This window comes from Streptomyces sp. NPDC047974 (assembly GCF_040653375.1).
In the GTDB taxonomy this organism is placed as follows: domain Bacteria; phylum Actinomycetota; class Actinomycetes; order Streptomycetales; family Streptomycetaceae; genus Streptomyces.
On the sequence record NZ_JBEZNU010000011.1, the window covers coordinates 79,884 to 97,792 of the forward strand.

A 17,909-nucleotide genomic window follows, 5' to 3' on the forward strand; every position below is an offset into this window, starting at 1 on the left:
GTACCGCAGCCGGTCACCCGCTGCACTGACGCCCCAGCGCGGCTCCTGGTTCCCGGTGGTGTGCATGCCGCACAGACTACGCACGGCCAAAACCCCCCTTGCGCCGGAGTTCACCCCAAATCAGGCAAGTCGCACGCTGTGAATTGACGATGTGACGCCGGTCACCACACCTCCACTTGTCGGACCTCTCGGGCCGTTCTATCGTGCTGATGTATCGAGTCGATACATCAGCACGGCATAAGTGTTTCGGACACGGATCGCAGGGCGGAGGAGGCGACCTATGAGCAGACGCTCCGGCATTCTCGAGTTCGCCGTTCTCGGCCTGCTGCGCGAAGCCCCGATGCACGGATACGAGCTGCGCAAGCGCCTCAACACCTCGCTCGGCATCTTCCGGGCGTTCAGCTACGGGACGCTCTATCCCTGCCTCAAGACGCTGGTCGCCAACGGCTGGTTGATCGAGGAGCCGGGCAGCGCCCCCGAGGAGGCCCTCGCCTCGTCACTCGCAGGACGCCGGGCCAAGATCGTCTACCGGTTGACGCCCGAGGGGAAGGAGCACTTCGAGGAGCTCCTCTCCCACACCGGCCCCGACGCCTGGGAGGACGAGCACTTCGCCGCCCGCTTCGCGTTTTTCGGCCAGACCGAGCGCGAGGTGCGGATGCGGGTCCTCGAAGGCCGCCGCAGCCGGCTGGAGGAGCGCCTGGAGAAGATGCGCGCCTCGCTGGCCCGGACGCGCGAGCGACTCGACGACTACACGCTTGAGCTCCAGCGCCACGGAATGGAGTCCGTGGAGCGCGAAGTGCGCTGGCTGAACGAGCTCATCGAGAGCGAGCGGGCGGGACGCGACCAGCGGCCCGAAACCGACGCTCCGCACGACAACGATTCTGGAGAGACGGGCGGCCTGCCCCGGCACGGGGGCAGTACCCGGCCGGATCCGTCCGACGACACCGCCAAGTGAAACCCTGCGCCAGCAGGGCTTCCACGATCACAACAGGGAGCAACCGGAATGGGTTCGGTTCGCGTAGCCATCGTCGGCGTGGGCAACTGCGCCGCCTCGCTGGTGCAGGGCGTCGAGTACTACAAGGACGCCGACCCGGCGACCAAGGTGCCCGGCCTGATGCACGTCCAGTTCGGCGACTACCACGTCGGTGACGTCGAGTTCGTCGCCGCCTTCGACGTCGACGCGAAGAAGGTCGGCCTCGACCTCTCGGACGCCATCGGCGCCAGCGAGAACAACACCATCAAGATCTGCGACGTGCCCGCCTCCGGCGTGACCGTCCAGCGCGGCCACACCCTCGACGGTCTCGGCAAGTACTACCGCCAGACCATCGAGGAGTCCGCCGAGGCGCCGGTCGACGTCGTCCAGATCCTCAAGGACCGCCAGGTCGACGTCCTCGTCTGCTACCTGCCCGTCGGTTCCGAGGCAGCGGCGAAGTTCTACGCCCAGTGCGCCATCGACGCCAAGGTCGCCTTCGTCAACGCCCTCCCGGTCTTCATCGCCGGCACCAAGGAGTGGGCCGACAAGTTCACCGAGGCCGGTGTCCCGATCGTCGGCGACGACATCAAGTCCCAGGTGGGCGCCACCATCACGCACCGCGTGATGGCCAAGCTCTTCGAGGACCGCGGTGTCCGTCTCGAGCGCACCATGCAGCTCAACGTCGGCGGCAACATGGACTTCAAGAACATGCTCGAGCGCGAGCGCCTGGAGTCCAAGAAGATCTCCAAGACGCAGGCCGTCACCTCGCAGATCCCCGACCGCGAGCTGGGCGACAAGAACGTCCACATCGGCCCGTCGGACTACGTGGCCTGGCTGGACGACCGCAAGTGGGCGTACGTCCGCCTCGAGGGCCGCGCCTTCGGCGACGTCCCGCTGAACCTGGAGTACAAGCTCGAGGTCTGGGACTCCCCGAACTCCGCGGGTGTCATCATCGACGCCCTGCGCGCCGCGAAGATCGCCAAGGACCGCGGCATCGGCGGCCCGATCCTCTCCGCGTCGAGCTACTTCATGAAGTCCCCGCCGGTGCAGTACTTCGACGACGAGGCCCTGGCCAACGTCGAGAAGTTCATCAAGGGCGAGGTCGAGCGCTGACCTTCCGAGGTCCGAAGCGTTTCACCTGACGAGGGTCCCCGCGGCACTGCCCGGGGACCCTCGCCGTATGTGAGTCTTGCTGCCATGTCCGTCGTACGTGATCTGCGCGTACTGCTGCGCCTGCGCGACTTCCGGCGCCTGCTCACCGTCCGGCTGCTCTCCCAGTGCGCCGACGGCGTCTACCAGGTCGCCCTGGCCACCTACGTCGTCTTCTCCCCCGAGAAGCAGGCGACGCCCGCCGCCATCGCCTCCGCCATGGCCGTGCTGCTGCTCCCGTACTCCCTCGTCGGCCCCTTCGCCGGCGTCCTCCTCGACCGCTGGCAGCGCCGCCAGGTCTTCCTCTACGGAAACCTGCTCCGCGCCCTTCTCGCCGGCGGAACCGCCCTGCTGATCCTCGCCTCGGTCCCCGACTGGCTCTTCTACGCCTCCGCCCTCTCGGTCACGGCCGTCAACCGCTTCGTGCTCGCGGGGCTCTCGGCCGCCCTGCCCCGGGTCGTCGACGAGGAACGGCTGGTCGTGGCCAACTCGCTCTCGCCCACCGCCGGCACCCTCGCCGCCACCGTCGGCGGCGGGCTCGCCTTCGGTGTCCGGTTGCTGGCCGACGAGTCCGACGCCGCCGTGGTCGCCTTCGGTGCCGTGCTGTACCTCTGCGCCGCCCTCGCCTCGCTGCGGATCGCCCGGACGCTGCTCGGCCCCGACCCCGACCAGGTGCCGGACCGGCTCTCCGCGGCGCTCGCCTCCACCGCCCGGGGCCTCACCGCCGGTCTGCGCCATCTCGCCGCACGCCGACGGGCCGCCCGGGCGCTCATCGCGGTCGGGCTGATGCGCTTCTGCTACGGCGCTCTGCTCGTGACCGTGCTGATGCTCTGCCGGTACGCCTGGACCACCACCGAGTCCGAGGGGCTCGCGCTCCTGGGGATCGCCGTCGCCGCCTCGGGCGCCGGCTTCTTCGCCGCCGCCGTCCTCTCGCCCTGGGCGGTGGGCCGGTTCGGGCCCTTCGGCTGGATGGTCCTCTGCTCTGCCGCAGCCGCCGTCCTCGTCCCGGCGCTCGCCCTGTCCTTCGAGCCCACGCCGTTCCTCGTCGCCGCCTTCGTCCTGGGGCTCATCACCCAGGGAGCGAAGATCGCGACCGACACCGTGGTGCAGACGAGCGTGGACGACGCCTACCGCGGCCGGGTCTTCTCCCTCTACGACGTGCTCTTCAACGTCGCCTTCGTGGCGGCTGCCGGGGTCGCCGCCCTGATGCTGCCGCCCGACGGCCGCTCGCCCCTGCTGATCGTGCTGGTGGCCGCCGGATACGCGGGCATCGCCCTGCTGCTGCGCGGGGCCGGACAGGAACGGTGATGTTTCACGTGAAACACCGCTCGGGGTGTTTCACGTGAAACACGGGCGCGGGGTCAGTCGCGCGCGGCCCACCATTCCTTGAGCGCGGCGACGGCATCCTCGTACTCCATCGGGCCGTTCTCCAGGCGCAGCTCAAGCAGGAACTTGTACGCCTGGCCGACGGCGGGACCCGGCTTGATCTCCAGGATCTCCTGGATCTGGTTGCCGTCGAGGTCGGGCCGGATCGAGTCCAGCTCCTCCTGCTCCTGGAGCTGGGCGATGCGGTCCTCCAGGCCGTCGTAGGCGCGGGAGAGCGCGGACGCCTTGCGCTTGTTGCGCGTGGTGCAGTCCGAGCGGGTCAGCTTGTGGAGGCGCGAGAGCAGCGGGCCGGCGTCGCGGACGTAGCGGCGCACGGCCGAGTCGGTCCACTCGCCCGTGCCGTAGCCGTGGAAGCGCAGATGCAGCTCCACGAGCCGGGACACGTCCTTGACCAGCTCGTTCGAGTACTTCAGCGCGGTCATGCGCTTCTTGGTCATCTTCGCGCCCACCACCTCGTGGTGGTGGAAGGAGACCCGGCCGTCCTTCTCGAAGCGGCGGGTGCGCGGCTTGCCGATGTCGTGGAGGAGCGCGGCGAGGCGGAGCACCAGGTCCGGGCCGTCCTCCTCCAGGTCGATCGCCTGGTCGAGGACGGTCAGGGAGTGCTCGTACACGTCCTTGTGCCGGTGGTGCTCGTCGCTCTCCAGGCGCAGCGCGGGCAGCTCCGGGAGGACGTGGGCGGAGAGGCCGGTGTCGACGAGCAGGCCGAGGCCCTTCCGCGGGTGGGCGGAGAGCAGCAGCTTGTTCAGTTCGCCCTGGACGCGCTCGGCGGAGACGATCTCGATGCGGTCCGCCATCTCCGTCATCGCGGTGACGACCTCGGGGGCGACCTCGAAGTCGAGCTGGGCGGCGAAGCGGGCCGCCCGCATCATGCGCAGGGGGTCGTCCGAGAAGGACTCCTCCGGCGTGCCCGGGGTGCGCAGCACGCGGGCCGCGAGGTCCTCCAGACCGCCGTACGGGTCGATGAACTCCTTCTCGGGGAGCGCCACGGCCATCGCGTTGACGGTGAAGTCACGCCGGACGAGGTCCTGGTCGATGGAGTCGCCGTAGGAGACCTCGGGCTTGCGGGAGGTGCGGTCGTACGCCTCGGAACGGTACGTCGTGACCTCGATCTGGTAGCCGTCCTTCTGCGCGCCGACGGTGCCGAAGGCGATCCCGACTTCCCACACGGCGTCGGCCCAGGGCCGGACGATCTTCAGGACGTCCTCGGGGCGGGCGTCCGTGGTGAAGTCCAGGTCGTTGCCGAGCCGGCCGAGGAGGGCGTCCCGTACCGAGCCGCCGACCAGGGCGAGGCGGAATCCGGCCTCCTGGAAGCGGCGGGCGAGGTCGTCGGCGACAGGGGCCACGCGCAGCAGTTCGCTGACGGCGCGACGCTGCACCTGGCTCAGTTCGGTCGAGGTGTCTTCGTTGGCGTTCGGCACAACAGAAAAGGGTACGTGCCCCGCTCCGCCCCAGCGCCCTCGTTTTCCCGCGCCTGCCCCGTCCGGGCGGGAGCCCGTCTGTGAGCTTCTTGTGAAAAGGGCCTCTTCCGGCGTCATCGGCTGGAGGACTCCCCGGCACTCGGCCCCGCCGTGCCTCGTTACCATGCCTGGACACAGCAACCGGGAACCACTGGCATCACGGGCACCACCGACAACGACGAGGACGGGCGAACGCGTGGCTGAGGCGGCAGCTTTCCAGGGAACCGGTCCCTCACCTGCCCGCCGATGGCTGCGGCGCACCCTCACCGTGGCCGTCGGGGCACCCCTTCTCGCCGGTCTGCTCCAGAGCCCCTCACCGGCCCAGGCCGCCGAGGAGACCCCGGTCTCCCGTACGGTCGATGTGTCGATCGACACGCTGACGCCGAGCGCCCCCGTCGAAGGGGACACCGTCACGGTCACCGGCACGCTGACCAACCGCGGCAAGCGGACCATCACCGACGCGACGGTGAACCTGCGGGTCGGTCCCCGGATGGACAGCCGCAGCGAGATCGATCAGGTCGCCGGCCGGAAGGGCTTCCGCTCCGACAGCGACCCCCAGGCACTGGACTCCCCCGAGATCAAGGTTCCGCGCCTGGCCGTCGGCGTCTCCCAGGACTTCCGGATCTCCGTGCCCGTCGCCGAGCTGGACCTCGACGACGAGGGCGGCGTCTACCAGCTGGGCGTCTCCCTCAGCGGGCAGACCTCGGACGCACGGTGGGACCGCGTCCTCGGCATCGAGCGGACCTTCCTGCCGTACCAGCCCGAGCCGACCGCCAAGCGGACCCAGCTCACCTACCTCTGGCCGCTGATCTCCTCGGCCCACATCTCGGCCGACACCGCCTCGGACGACCAGCAGACCCCCGTCTTCCAGGACGACGAGCTCGTGGAGGAGCTGCGCCCCGGCGGCCGGCTCGACCAGATGGTCACCCTGGGCAAGGACCTCCCGGTCACCTGGGTGATCGATCCGGACCTGCTGGCGTCCGTCGACGCCATGGCCAGGGGCTACCGGGTCAAGGACGGCACCGGACACACCGCCGGCACCGAGGCGAACCGCAAGCTGGCCGAGCGCTGGCTCGGCGAGCTGGAGAAGGCTGTGCAGGGACGCAAGGTCGTCGCCCTGCCCTTCGCCGACCCCGACATCGCCTCCCTCGCCCACCGCGGGAAGGCCGTCCCCGGCTCCCTCGGCCATCTCCAGTCGGCGACGGCTCTGGCCGCGTCGACCGTGGAGACGATCCTCCACGTCCAGCCGTCCACCGACTTCGCCTGGCCCGTCGAGGGCGCCGTCGACCCCTCGATCATGGCGGTCGCCACCTCGGCCGGCGCCCGCAAGGTGATCGCCCGCAGCGACAGCATCCAGGACGACGACCTCTCCTACACCCCCACGGCGGCCCGCCCCATCGGCGGCGGCGCCACGGCGGTGGTGAGCGACGCGGAGCTGTCGACCGCCTTCCAGGGCGACATGGTCCGCGCCGAGACCTCGACGCTCGCCGTCCAGGAGTTCCTGGCGCAGACCCTCGCCATCACCCTGGAGCAGCCGCAGGACCGGCGCAGCGTCGTCGTCGCCCCGCAGCGGCAGCCGAGCGTCTCCCAGGCCCAGGCGATGGCGGCCGCCGTGCGCGGGCTCGGAGCCAAGCGCTGGACGGAGCCGCTCGACCTGGTCGCCGCGGCGGCGGCCAAGCCCGACCCCGAGGCCTCCACGCGGGTGCCGCGCGCCTCGCAGTACCCGAAGAAGCTCCGCGACAGCGAGCTTCCGGTGGACGCCTTCCGGGACATGAAGACCACGGGTGACGAGCTGGACGACTTCGAGGTCATCCTCAGCAAGCCGGAACGGGTCGTGCCGCCGGTGGTCACCGCCATCAACCGCGAGATGTCCACCTCCTGGCGCGGCCGGGTGAGCGAGGCGGCGATCTACCGGGTCGACGTCGAGGACGTGCTCCAGCGCCTCACCAAGAGCGTGGTGCTCGTCGACAAGTCCGACCTGACCCTCTCGGGGCGCAGCGCCACCATCCCCGTCACGGTGCAGAACAAGCTCCTCCAGGACGTGGAGGGGCTCGTCCTGAGGCTGACCTCCAGCAACGGCACCCGGCTGAAGGTCGACGGGGACACCTCGGCCGACCTGCCCATCACGGTCCGCGCCGGCCACAGCCAGTCGGTGAAGTTCCCCGCCTCGGCCAACGCCAACGGCCAGGTGTCGATGACCGCCCAGCTGTACACGGTGGACGGCACGCCCTACGGCTCCCGGATGACCTTCTCCGTGAAGGTCTCGGAGATGACCCCGACGGTGATGCTGGTCATCGCCGGCGGTGTGCTGCTCCTGGTCCTCGCCGGCGTCCGCATGTACAGCCAGCGCAAGCGCCTCGCCGCCCGCGCCGCCGAGGCCGAGGCCGAGGCCGAGGCCGAGGCCGAGGCCGACACCCCGGCCGAGGACGAGGCAGAGGTCGGGACCGAGGGCGGGACCGAGGCCCCGGGCGACTCCCCGGCCGGGAGCGCCACGGCGGGCGGAGCCGGGCAGCCGAGTGACCCGGACCCGGACACCGGCTCCGAAAGCGGCGACCCGTCGGGCCCGGGTGAGAAAGTGGACCGTTGAGCGATGTCGTGGCCGGTCGGCCGGGGACGATGAGGTGGGGTAACCATGAACGCGCCGTACGACGCTGACCGCGGCCAGGGTGCGGGCGGCGCCGCACCGTCCGGCGGCATGCCCGTTCCCCCCGTCGGGCCGGACGGACAGCCGCTCCCGCAGGGGCAGCACCCCGGGTACCCGCCGCAGGTCCCGTACGGGCAGGAGCCCTACGGCGCGCAGCCGCAGGACCCGTCCGCGTACCCCGGGAGCACGCCCTCGGAGAACGCGTACGCCCAGGACCCCTACGTCCAGGACGCCTACGCCCACGACCCGTACCAGGGGCGTGACCTGTCCGCGCAGGACCCGGTGGGCGAGGCGCTCTACGACCGCGCCGCCCACCCGCCGCCCCCGCCGGGCACCTACCAGGACCCCCAGGCGCTCTACCAGCAGCCGGCCACGCCCCAGCACGCCCCGGACCCGCGGGTCTGGGCCCAGACTCCGGCGCCCGAGCCCGACGGCCCGTCCCGCCACCTCCCGTACGGCGACGACGCCCGCACGGTGCAGTTCACCGGCGTCGACGACCTGGTGACCCGGGCGAGCGAGGACGAGCGGCCCGAGCAGGACGCCTTCGCCCACCTCTACCGGGACCAGCAGGGCCAGGGCCAGGTGCCCGCCCCCGCCGCGGAGCCCGACCCGCTGCCCGCCCCGCCGAAGAAGGGCGGCCGTGCCTCCGGGCTGCTGAAGTCGAGCGCCGTGATGGCCGCCGGCACCCTCGTCTCCCGGCTCACCGGCTTCGTCCGCTCGCTGGTCATCACCGGCGCCCTCGGCGCCGCGCTGCTCGGCGACACCTTCACCATCGCGTACACCCTGCCGACGATGATCTACATCCTCACCGTCGGCGGCGGCCTCAACTCGGTCTTCGTGCCGCAGCTGGTCCGCTCGATGAAGAACGACGAGGACGGCGGCGAGGCCTACGCCAACCGCCTGCTCACGCTCGTCATGGTGGCGCTCGGCCTGATCGTGGTCGCCGCGGTCTTCGCGGCGCCCGTCCTGATCCGGCTGATGTCGAACACCATCGCCGACGACGCGGCCGCCAACAGCGTCGCGGTGACCTTCGCCCGCTACTGCCTGCCCACCATCTTCTTCATGGGCGTGCACGTGGTGATGGGCCAGATCCTCAACGCCCGCGGCAAGTTCGGCGCGATGATGTGGACCCCGGTCCTCAACAACATCGTCATGATCGTCACCTTCGGCCTGTTCATCTGGGTCTACGGCACCTCCGCCGAGTCCCACATGGGTGTGCAGACGATCCCCGACGAGGGCATCCGCCTCCTCGGCATCGGCACCCTGCTCGGCCTCGTCGTCCAGGCCCTGGCGATGATCCCGTACCTGCGTGAGACGGGCTTCCGCTTCCGGCCCCGGTTCGACTGGAAGGGCCACGGCCTCGGCAAGACCGTCAAGCTCGCCAAGTGGACCGTGCTCTTCGTCCTCGCCAACCAGGCGGGCGTCCTGGTCGTCACCCAGCTCGCCACCGCGGCCGGCGAGGAGTCCGGCAAGAACGGCGCCGGCTTCCTCGCGTACTCCAACGCGCAGCTGATCTGGGGCATGCCGCAGGCCATCATCACGGTCTCCGTCATGGCCGCCCTGCTGCCCCGGATCTCCCGCGCCGCCAGCGACGACGACCCCGGCGCCGTCCGCGACGACATCTCCCAGGGCCTGCGCAACTCCGCCGTCGCCATCGTCCCGGTCTCCTTCGCCTTCCTGGCTCTCGGCGTCCCGATGTGCACCCTGCTGTACGCCTCCAGCGGCGTCGAGGCCGCCCAGGGGATGGGCTTCATCCTGATGGCCTTCGGCCTCGGCCTGATCCCCTACTCCGTGCAGTACGTCGTTCTCCGCGGCTTCTACGCCTACGAGGACACCCGCACCCCCTTCTACAACACGGTCATCGTCGCGGCCGTCAACGCGGCGGCCTCCGCCCTCTGTTACGTCCTGCTCCCCGCCCAGTGGGCCGTGGTCGGCATGGCCGCCTCCTACGGTCTCGCCTACGCCGTCGGCGTCGGCATCGCCTGGCGCCGGCTGCGCAACCGCCTCGGCGGCGACCTGGACGGCGCCCATGTGATGCGGACCTACGCCCGCCTCTGCATGGCCTCGCTGCCTGCCGCGGTCCTGTCCGGGGCCGTCGGCTTCGGCCTCCTGAAGCTGCTCGGTGAAGGCGCCCTCGGTTCGCTGGTCGCGCTCGTCGTCGGCGGAGCGGTGCTCCTCGGGGTCTTCTTCGTCGCCGCCCGCCGCATGCGGATCACCGAACTGAACACCCTCGTCGGCATGGTGCGGGGCCGTCTCGGACGCTGATTCCGTCCCCCGGGACAACCTTCGGGGGGACCCGTGTGTCGTGCATAGCGTCCGACTGTGGGCACAATTGGCTTGGCTGTTGGATGTGGCGCAACGGATGGGGAGGCAGGAACGACGGTGGCGGAACGTAGCACGGCTGCCGTCGACGTGGCCGACAACAGCGGTGACGACCCGCTGACCGCGCAGGCGGACACGGCCGCGACCGACGGGGTGGCGGAAGAACGGAAGACGGCGGAGGAGCCCTCCGGGGCCCCCGAGCAGAAGGCGGTCGAACGGAAGAACGGCGAACAGCCCTCCCTCGCTCCACCCGAGTTGCACAGCGGTCACAAACTGGCCCGGCGTTACCGGTTGGAGGAGTGCGTCACCCGTCTGGACGGCTTCAGCAGCTGGCGCGCCGTCGACGAGAAGCTGCGGCGGGCCGTCGGCGTGCACCTGCTGCCGGCCGACCACCCGCGGGCCCGCTCCGTCCTGGCGGCCGCCCGCTCGGCGGCCCTCCTCGGCGACCCCCGGTTCGTCCAGGTCCTCGACGCGGTCGAGGAGAACGACCTCGTCTACGTGGTCCACGAGTGGCTTCCCGACGCCACCGAGCTGACCGCGCTCCTGGCGGACGGTCCGCTGCAGGCCCACGAGGCCTACCAGCTCGTCTCCCAGCTCTCCCAGGCCATGGCCGCCGCCCACCGCGAGGGCCTGGCGCACCTGCGCCTCACGCCGAGCGCCGTCCTGCGCAGCTCCACGGGCCAGTACCGCATCCGCGGCCTCGCCGTGAACGCGGCCCTGCGCGGCATCACCGCCGACCGGCCCCAGCGCACCGACACCGAGGCCATCGGTGCCCTCCTCTACGCGGCGCTCACCCAACGCTGGCCGTACGAGAGCGACGCCTACGGCCTCTCCGGCCTGCCCAAGGGCGTCGGCCTGATTCCGCCGGACCAGGTCCGCGCCGGCGTCCACCGGGGCCTCTCCGAGATCGCCATGCGGGCCCTCGCCAACGACGGGGCCACGGCGTCCCGTCAGGAGCCGCCCTGCACCACGCCGGACGAGCTTGCCAAGGCCGTCGCCGCGATGCCCCGCGTCAAGCCGCCGGAGCCGGAGTTCCCCGCCCCCGCCGAGTACCAGCGCACCACGTACCAGCAGGGCACCTATGGGCGCCCCCAGCCGCGCCCCGTGGTCACCCAGCCCGTCCCGGCCCCGCCGGCACCGCTGGAGAGCCGCACGGGCAAGGCACTGAAGTGGGCCGTGGGCGCCCTCCTCATCGCGGCCCTGGGCCTCGGCAGCTGGCAGATCGCCGACCGGCTCCTCAAGCCGGAGCCCAAGGACGAGACGCCGGTCGTCCAGCCGACGGTCGACGAGAAGCCCGCGCCGCCGAAGCCGGTCACGATCCAGTCGGCGGACGACTTCGACCCGTTCAGCGATGACGGACGCGAGAGCCCCGCCGATGTGCCGAAGGCGCATGACGGCGACCCCTCCACGTACTGGCAGACCATGGAGTACCGGGGCTATTCGAAGTTCGGGAACCTCAAGGACGGCGTGGGCCTGGTCCTCGATCTGGGCCAGGAGCAGGAGGTCGACTCGGTCGACGTCTCCTTCCTGGGGCAGACCTCGGTGGAGCTGCGCACCGCCGCCCCGGGTGCCTCGTCGGCTCCCACCTCGCTCGACGGATTCGCCACCCAGGCGAAGGACTCCGGGTCCCAGGTCACGCTGAAGCCCTCCAAGCCGGTGACGACCCGATACGTTCTCGTCTGGCTGACGGACCTGCCGGCCAGCGAGACCGGGCACTTCCGAGGCAAGGTCACCGAAGTCAAGGTCATGGGCTGACGACCACAGGGGAGGGGGCTCACCGTTGGACCGTCCGATAGACGCCGCAGACGACCGGGAACTCCTGGCCCGTCATGTCGCCGGGGACCCGGACGCCTTCGGTGAGCTCGTACGGCGCCACCGCGACCGACTGTGGGCGGTGGCGCTCCGGACCCTGGGGGACCGCGAGGAGGCCGCGGACGCCGTCCAGGACGCCCTCCTCTCGGCCTTCCGGGCCGCCCACACCTTCCGGGGCCAGTCGGCCGTCACGACCTGGCTCCACCGCATCACCGTGAACGCCTGCCTGGACCGCCTCAGGAAGAGCGCCACCCGCAGGACCTCTCCCGTAGACGACACCGCCAGGTTCGAGCAGCTCCTCGAACCGCACGAGTCCGCCGAGGCCCCCGCCGAACGCGAGGACCTCCACCGGCAGCTGCTCGCGGCACTCGCCACCCTCGCCCCCGATCAACGCGCCGCCCTCGTCCTCGTCGACATGCAGGGATACCCCGTCGCCGAGGCCGCACGTATCCTCGGCGTCCCCACCGGCACCGTGAAGAGCCGTTGTGCGCGCGGGCGGGCCCGACTTCTGCCGATGCTCACTCATCTGCGCGCCGACACGGTGGGTAACGAGCCCCCCGAGGGGGGAAGGAACCGGACGCCGGGGACATCCGTCCCACCGGTGTCGGGGCCGACGGAAACAGGACCGACTGATCCAACTGCTGTGAAGGGCGGAGGTGGGCGCGCGTGACCACGACCGACAAGGCCGACACAGCACAGCACCCGGACGTCTCGGAGATCTCTGACCTGACCGAGGGACTGCTCTCCCCGAGCCGCTCCGCGACCGTCCGCAGGCATCTCGACGGCTGCGCGCTCTGTGCCGACGTCCGGAGTTCCCTGGAGGAGATCCGGGGGCTCCTGGGCACCCTTCCGGGCCCTCCGCGCATGCCCGCCGAGATCGCCGGCCGGATCGACGCCGCTCTCGCCGCCGAAGCGCTCCTCGACGCCACCGCCCCCGACTCGCCCCGGCGTGTTTCACGTGAAACCACGGTCTCGGAGGGCACGACTCCGGAACCGGCTGTTCGTGCTGTTTCACGTGAAACGGCCCGTCCCGCCGAGGGGCGCCCTCCGGCTCCCCGGGCCGCCACCGGCCCCGGGCGGGGACGCACCCGTCACCGCGGCCGGATCGCCGCCCTCGCGGGTCTCGCCGGGACGCTGGTCGCCGCCGTGTGCGCCGTCAGCCTCTATGCCCTCACGCAGAACGGCGCGGACGAGGGCGGCAGCGCGGCCGACACCGCCGCGAGCGCGCCGCTGAGCACCTTCTCCGGGGAATCGGTCGAGGACAGGGTCGAGAGCCTCCTCGGCGGCGACGGCCCCACCGTACGGGCCCCTCAGGGAGAACGGCCCGAGTCGCTCTCGGCGGAGACGACGGAGAGCACCGGCGTCGCCCAGCGGAACGTCGACGAAGCTCTTCCCGAGTGCGTCCGCGCGGGCACCGGACGCACGGACGCCGTCCTCGTGTCCGAGCACGGCGAGTACGAGGGCACCTCCGCCTATCTCCTGGTGCTCCCCGACCCCGAGGACAGCAGCCGGGTGGAGGCGTATGTCGTCGATGCCTCCTGCACCGGGAACACCCCCGCGAAGCTGCTCACGACCGCCTCCTACCCGAAGCCCTGAACGCTTCCCCGTCTCACCGTCCGTCTCACGCACGCGCCGCGCGGCGCTCTCGGGAATGCTCGCCCCTTAGGATCCGTTGGGTGGGGTGGAGAGAGACCGAGACACCGCCCCCGTAGGCAGTAGGCAGTCTGCAGAGACGAGGAAGAAACCCGTGAGCGACGTCCGTAACGTGATCATCATCGGCTCCGGGCCCGCGGGTTACACCGCCGCGCTCTACACCGCCCGGGCGTCGCTGAACCCGCTGGTCTTCGAAGGTGCCGTCACCGCCGGTGGCGCCCTGATGAACACCACCGAGGTCGAGAACTTCCCCGGCTTCCGTGACGGCATCATGGGCCCGGACCTCATGGACAACATGCGGGCGCAGGCCGAGCGCTTCGGCGCCGAGCTCGTTCCGGACGACGTCGTCGCCGTGGACCTCACCGGTGACATCAAGACCGTCACCGACACCGCCGGCACCGTGCACCGCGCCAAGGCCGTCATCGTCACCACCGGCTCGCAGCACCGCAAGCTCGGCCTGCCGAACGAGGACACGCTCTCCGGCCGCGGTGTCTCCTGGTGCGCCACCTGCGACGGCTTCTTCTTCAAGGACCAGGACATCGTCGTCGTCGGCGGCGGCGACACCGCGATGGAGGAGGCGACCTTCCTCTCGCGCTTCGCCCGCTCGGTCACCATCGTCCACCGCCGTGACACCCTGCGCGCCTCCAAGGCCATGCAGGAGCGTGCCTTCGCCGACCCGAAGATCTCCTTCGCCTGGAACAGCGAGGTGGCCGCGATCCACGGCGACCAGAAGCTCTCCGGTCTGACCCTGCGCGACACCCAGACGGGCGAGACCCGCGAGCTGGCCGCGACCGGTCTCTTCATCGCCGTGGGCCACGACCCGCGGACCGAGCTGTTCAAGGGCCAGCTGGACCTCGACGAGGAGGGCTACCTCAAGGTCGCCGCCCCGTCGACCCGCACCAACCTCACGGGCGTCTTCGGCGCCGGTGACGTCGTCGACCACACCTACCGTCAGGCCATCACGGCTGCCGGTACCGGCTGCTCCGCCGCGCTCGACGCCGAGCGCTTCCTGGCCGCTCTCTCCGACAGCGAGAAGCTGGCCGAGACCCCCGCGGTCTGACCCGAGCTCTCTTCACCCCACACCCCGCGAAGTTAAGGAGGCCGCCGTGGCCGGCGCCCTGAAGAACGTGACCGACGCTTCCTTCGAAGAGGACGTCCTCAAGAGCGAGAAGCCCGTCCTGGTGGACTTCTGGGCTGCCTGGTGCGGCCCGTGCCGTCAGATCGCCCCGTCGCTGGAGGCCATCGCGGCCGAGCACGGCGAGATCGAGATCGTGAAGCTCAACATCGACGAGAACCCGGCCACGGCCGCGAAGTACGGCGTCATGTCCATCCCGACGCTCAACGTCTACCAGGGCGGCGAGGTCGTGAAGACCATCGTCGGCGCCAAGCCGAAGGCGGCCATCCTGCGCGACCTGGAGCCCTTCGTCGACGCGAAGTGACCCACGCTGTTTCACGTGAAACGGCCCGCCCCCTGAAGGGGCGGGCCGTTTTCGTTTCCCTCCGCGGTTCCGGATTTCACAGCGGTCGGAGCGCGGGCTCCTTCTGTACCGCGCCGAGCAGCCGGTCCAGCGCCATCTCGACGTCCTCCTTCCAGGAGAGCGTCGTCCGCAGCTCCAGCCGGAGCCGGGGAAAGGCGGGGTGCGGCCGTACGGTCTTGAAGCCGACCGCAAGCAGATGATCCGCCGGCAGCACACAGGCCGGCTCCTTCCAGCGGGCGTCGCCGAAGGCCTCGATGGCCTTGAAGCCCCGCCGGAGCACGTCCTTGGCGACCGTCTGCACCGTCACCCGGCCCAGCCCCTGCCCCTGGTACTCCGGCATGATCCAGGCCGTCATCAGCTGGACGGCATCCGCCGCCACGGGGCTCGTGGGAAAGGCGGTCGAGCGCGGCACATAGGCCGGAGGCGCGTACAGGACGTACCCGACCGGCACCTCGTCGACGTAGACGACCCGGCCGCAGGAGCCCCACTCCAGCAGGACGGCGGAGATCCACGCCTCCTTCTCCGCCTCCGCGCGGCCCGCCTTCACGGCCGCCTCGCCGCTCACCGGGTCGAGCTCCCAGAACACACAGGAACGACAGCGCTTCGGCAGGTGCGGAAGATTGTCCAGCGTGAGCGGTACGAGCCGACGCCCCACGACTGCCCTCGCTTCCCTGGCCGTCGCACGGCCACCGAGCACGGATACGGCTCTCGGAATCGTAACCAGCGGGCCCGCACGGCGACACCGCACACAGACGAAGGGCGGGGAGCCTCCCGGTGACACCCGGAACGCTCCCCGCCCTGGAGGGCTTGCGGGGGCCTACTCCTCGCCCTGCTCCCACTCCTGGTCGGCCTTCAGCTGGTCCATGACCTTGTTCTCACCGGGGGCCAGCGTCGTGAGGATCCGGTCGAGGTCCTCCACCGAGGCGAACTCGACGACGATCTTGCCCTTCTGCTGACCCAGGTCGACCTTCACCCGGGTCTCGAAGCGGTCCGAGAGACGGGTCGCCAGATCGGAGAAGACCGGCGAGACCCGGGCACCCGCCCGCGGCTTCTTCGCCTTCACCACGGCGGGCTCCTCCAGCCCCATGAGCTTCACGATCTCCTCGACCGTGCGCACCGAGAGGCCCTCGGAGACGATCCTGAAGGCCAGCTGGTCCTGCGCCTCCGGGTCCTCCACGCCGAGCAGGGCGCGGGCGTGGCCGGCGGAGATCACTCCGGCGGCGACCCGGCGCTGGACCGGCGGGGAGAGCCGGAGCAGGCGCAGCGTGTTGGAGACCTGCGGGCGCGAGCGTCCGATCCGGTCGGCGAGCTGATCGTGGGTGCAGCCGAAGTCCGTGAGCAGCTGCTCGTAGGCGGCGGCCTCCTCCAGCGGGTTCAGCTGGGCCCGGTGGAGGTTCTCCAGGAGGGCGTCCAGGAGCATCTTCTCGTCGTCGGTGGCCCGGACGATCGCGGGGATGGACTCCAGACCGGCCTCGCGGCAGGCGCGCCAGCGCCGCTCGCCCATGATCAGCTCATAGCCGTCGGCGTCGGTCGCGCGGACGACCACGGGCTGGAGCAGGCCGACCTCCTTGATGGAGGTGACGAGCTCGGCGAGGGCCTCGTCGTCGAAGACCGTGCGCGGCTGCTGCTTGTTGGGCGTGATGGCGTCGAGCGGGATCTCGGTGAAGTACGCCCCGGCGACCAGCGCCGGCTCGGGCTCCACCGGTGCGGTCACCGGCTCGGACTGCGGGGCACCCTGGGGGAACAGGCGGGCCGCGCCGCTCCCGGGGAGCGTGGAGACGGCGCCGGTCTCCGGCGCCTGCTGGTCCTGGGGGGTGCCGGCGAACAGCGCGCCCAGCCCCCGCGGGCCCAGTCCCCTACGTCGGTCGCTCACTGAAGTTCCTCCGCCATGCTGTGCTGGTTGTTCTGGTGCCCCACGCGGCCGTGCTGGTGGGGCTCGTAGTGGACCGAGATGCCACGGAAGGCGATCTCGCGCGCCGCTTCGATGTACGACAGGGCTCCGCTGGAACCGGGGTCGTAGGTGATCACGGTCTGGCCGTAGCTGGGGGCCTCGGAGATGCGGACGGACCGCGGGATGCTGGTCCGGAGCACCTCCTTCCCGAAGTGGCTGCGGACCTCCTCGGCGACCTGCGACGCGAGCCGGGTGCGGCCGTCGTACATGGTCAGCAGGATCGTCGAGACGTGCAGCGTCGGGTTGAGGTGTCCGCGGACCAGGTCGACGTTCTTGAGGAGCTGTCCCAGGCCCTCCAGCGCGTAGTACTCGCACTGGATCGGGATGAGCACCTCGGCCCCCGCCACCAGGGCGTTGACGGAGAGCAGTCCGAGGGAGGGCGGGCAGTCGATGAGGACGTAGTCCAGCGGCTGCTCGTACGCCTGGATCGCCCGCTGGAGCCGGCTCTCGCGCGCCACCATGGAGACCAGCTCGATCTCCGCACCGGCGAGATCGATGGTGGCCGGGGCGCAGAAGAGGCCCTCGACGTCCAGGACCGGCTGGACCACCTCGGAGAGCGGCCTGCTGTCGACGAGGACGTCGTAGATCGAGGGGACATCGGCGTGGTGGTCGATGCCCAGGGCCGTGGAGGCGTTGCCCTGCGGATCCAGGTCGACGACCAGGACGCGGGCGCCGTGCAGGGCCAGGGAGGCGGCCAGGTTGACGGTCGTGGTCGTCTTGCCCACGCCGCCCTTCTGGTTGGCCACCACCATGATGCGGGTCTGCTCGGGACGGGGCAGGCCCTCCCCGGCACGGCCCAGCGCTTCTACGGCCAGCTGGGCAGCACGGCCAATGGGGGTGTCATCCACCAGGGGCAGCGTTTCACGTGAAACATCTTCCCCGGCCGATTCGGTTCGGGGACCGGGGACCGGATCGGTCATCGGTCCCGCGATGTTGGCGTCGGACCGCAAGGATTCACTCTCCTCGGCATCAAGCTCGCGATGGGAAGAGCCTGCCATGCCTTCGGGGTCCTGAACCAGCGAGGTCGGTGGATCTGTGGGTGAATCCACCTCTGTGGAAAACTCCGTGACCCTCGCGGGTGGCT

14 protein-coding genes are annotated in these 17,909 nt (G+C 70.8%); 10 read left to right on the forward strand and 4 right to left on the reverse strand.

The genetic code is table 11. The annotated features are described in order from the left end of the window. Positions 1–280 precede the first annotated feature (280 nt). The 3 genes from AB0E19_RS17780 (at position 281) to AB0E19_RS17790 (ending at position 3,430) form a co-directional block, all read left to right on the forward strand. Positions 281–955: a PadR family transcriptional regulator gene (locus AB0E19_RS17780; RefSeq protein WP_169094060.1), complete on the forward strand. Its 675-nt coding sequence runs from the start codon at positions 281–283 to the stop codon at positions 953–955. A 48-nt stretch (positions 956–1,003) separates the two neighbouring features. Then, positions 1,004–2,086 (forward strand): inositol-3-phosphate synthase, encoded by a 1,083-nt coding sequence (locus AB0E19_RS17785; RefSeq protein ID WP_362180344.1) that lies wholly within the window; start codon positions 1,004–1,006, stop codon positions 2,084–2,086. An 84-nt stretch (positions 2,087–2,170) separates the two neighbouring features. Further along, entirely contained in the window at positions 2,171–3,430 is a 1,260-nt protein-coding gene (locus AB0E19_RS17790; RefSeq protein WP_362180347.1) for an MFS transporter, read from the forward strand. Between the two features lie 53 nt (positions 3,431–3,483). Here AB0E19_RS17790 and AB0E19_RS17795 read toward each other — a convergent pair whose 3' ends face one another. Continuing rightward, positions 3,484–4,926, reverse strand: coding sequence for a CCA tRNA nucleotidyltransferase (locus AB0E19_RS17795; RefSeq protein WP_362180350.1), 1,443 nt, complete (start codon positions 4,924–4,926; stop codon positions 3,484–3,486). Positions 4,927–5,161: 235 nt separating this feature from the next. Between AB0E19_RS17795 and AB0E19_RS17800 the strand changes: the two genes are divergently transcribed. The 7 genes from AB0E19_RS17800 (at position 5,162) to trxA (ending at position 14,835) form a co-directional block, all read left to right on the forward strand. Continuing rightward, entirely contained in the window at positions 5,162–7,552 is a 2,391-nt protein-coding gene (locus tag AB0E19_RS17800; RefSeq protein ID WP_362180354.1) for a DUF6049 family protein, read from the forward strand. Positions 7,553–7,597: 45 nt separating this feature from the next. Continuing rightward, the gene (gene murJ, locus AB0E19_RS17805) at positions 7,598–9,874 is read left to right on the forward strand and encodes a murein biosynthesis integral membrane protein MurJ (protein WP_362180357.1); all 2,277 of its coding nucleotides are present in this window, start codon (positions 7,598–7,600) and stop codon (positions 9,872–9,874) included. Positions 9,875–9,991: 117 nt separating this feature from the next. Then, positions 9,992–11,686, forward strand: a complete 1,695-nt coding sequence (locus tag AB0E19_RS17810; protein WP_362180360.1) for a protein kinase family protein — start codon at positions 9,992–9,994, stop codon at positions 11,684–11,686. Positions 11,687–11,711: 25 nt separating this feature from the next. Continuing rightward, complete coding sequence (gene sigM / locus AB0E19_RS17815) at positions 11,712–12,413, forward strand: RNA polymerase sigma factor SigM (RefSeq protein ID WP_362180363.1); 702 nt, start codon at positions 11,712–11,714, stop codon at positions 12,411–12,413. After that, positions 12,410–13,339 (forward strand): hypothetical protein, encoded by a 930-nt coding sequence (locus tag AB0E19_RS17820; RefSeq protein WP_362180366.1) that lies wholly within the window; start codon positions 12,410–12,412, stop codon positions 13,337–13,339. Before sigM ends, AB0E19_RS17820 begins: the two co-directional genes overlap by 4 nt. A 151-nt stretch (positions 13,340–13,490) precedes the next feature. Next, positions 13,491–14,456 carry a thioredoxin-disulfide reductase gene (trxB, locus tag AB0E19_RS17825; protein ID WP_362180369.1) on the forward strand — a complete coding sequence of 322 codons (966 nt, stop codon included), beginning with the start codon at positions 13,491–13,493 and terminating at the stop codon, positions 14,454–14,456. A 46-nt stretch (positions 14,457–14,502) separates the two neighbouring features. After that, positions 14,503–14,835, forward strand: coding sequence for a thioredoxin (trxA, locus tag AB0E19_RS17830; protein WP_362180372.1), 333 nt, complete (start codon positions 14,503–14,505; stop codon positions 14,833–14,835). Positions 14,836–14,911: 76 nt separating this feature from the next. Here trxA and AB0E19_RS17835 read toward each other — a convergent pair whose 3' ends face one another. From AB0E19_RS17835 to AB0E19_RS17845, 3 genes are all read right to left on the reverse strand, one after another. Beyond that, positions 14,912–15,529 (reverse strand): GNAT family N-acetyltransferase, encoded by a 618-nt coding sequence (locus tag AB0E19_RS17835; protein WP_362180375.1) that lies wholly within the window; start codon positions 15,527–15,529, stop codon positions 14,912–14,914. 162 nt (positions 15,530–15,691) lie between these two features. After that, positions 15,692–16,747 (reverse strand): ParB/RepB/Spo0J family partition protein, encoded by a 1,056-nt coding sequence (locus tag AB0E19_RS17840; protein WP_362180378.1) that lies wholly within the window; start codon positions 16,745–16,747, stop codon positions 15,692–15,694. Beyond that, positions 16,744–17,823, reverse strand: coding sequence for a ParA family protein (locus tag AB0E19_RS17845; RefSeq protein ID WP_362180381.1), 1,080 nt, complete (start codon positions 17,821–17,823; stop codon positions 16,744–16,746). The genes AB0E19_RS17840 and AB0E19_RS17845 overlap by 4 nt, the downstream gene beginning before the upstream one ends. Positions 17,824–17,909: the final 86 nt, after the last annotated feature.

Bases quoted from the DNA above. Each gene is read 5' to 3' on its own strand.
- AB0E19_RS17790 (WP_362180347.1), top strand. From the start codon at position 2,171: ATGTCCGTCGTACGTGATCTGCGCGTACTGCTGCGCCTGCGCGACTTC.
- AB0E19_RS17845 (WP_362180381.1), bottom strand. From the start codon at position 17,823: ATGGCAGGCTCTTCCCATCGCGAGCTTGATGCCGAGGAGAGTGAATCC.
- murJ (WP_362180357.1), top strand. From the start codon at position 7,598: ATGAACGCGCCGTACGACGCTGACCGCGGCCAGGGTGCGGGCGGCGCC.
- AB0E19_RS17780 (WP_169094060.1), top strand. From the start codon at position 281: ATGAGCAGACGCTCCGGCATTCTCGAGTTCGCCGTTCTCGGCCTGCTG.
- AB0E19_RS17785 (WP_362180344.1), top strand. From the start codon at position 1,004: ATGGGTTCGGTTCGCGTAGCCATCGTCGGCGTGGGCAACTGCGCCGCC.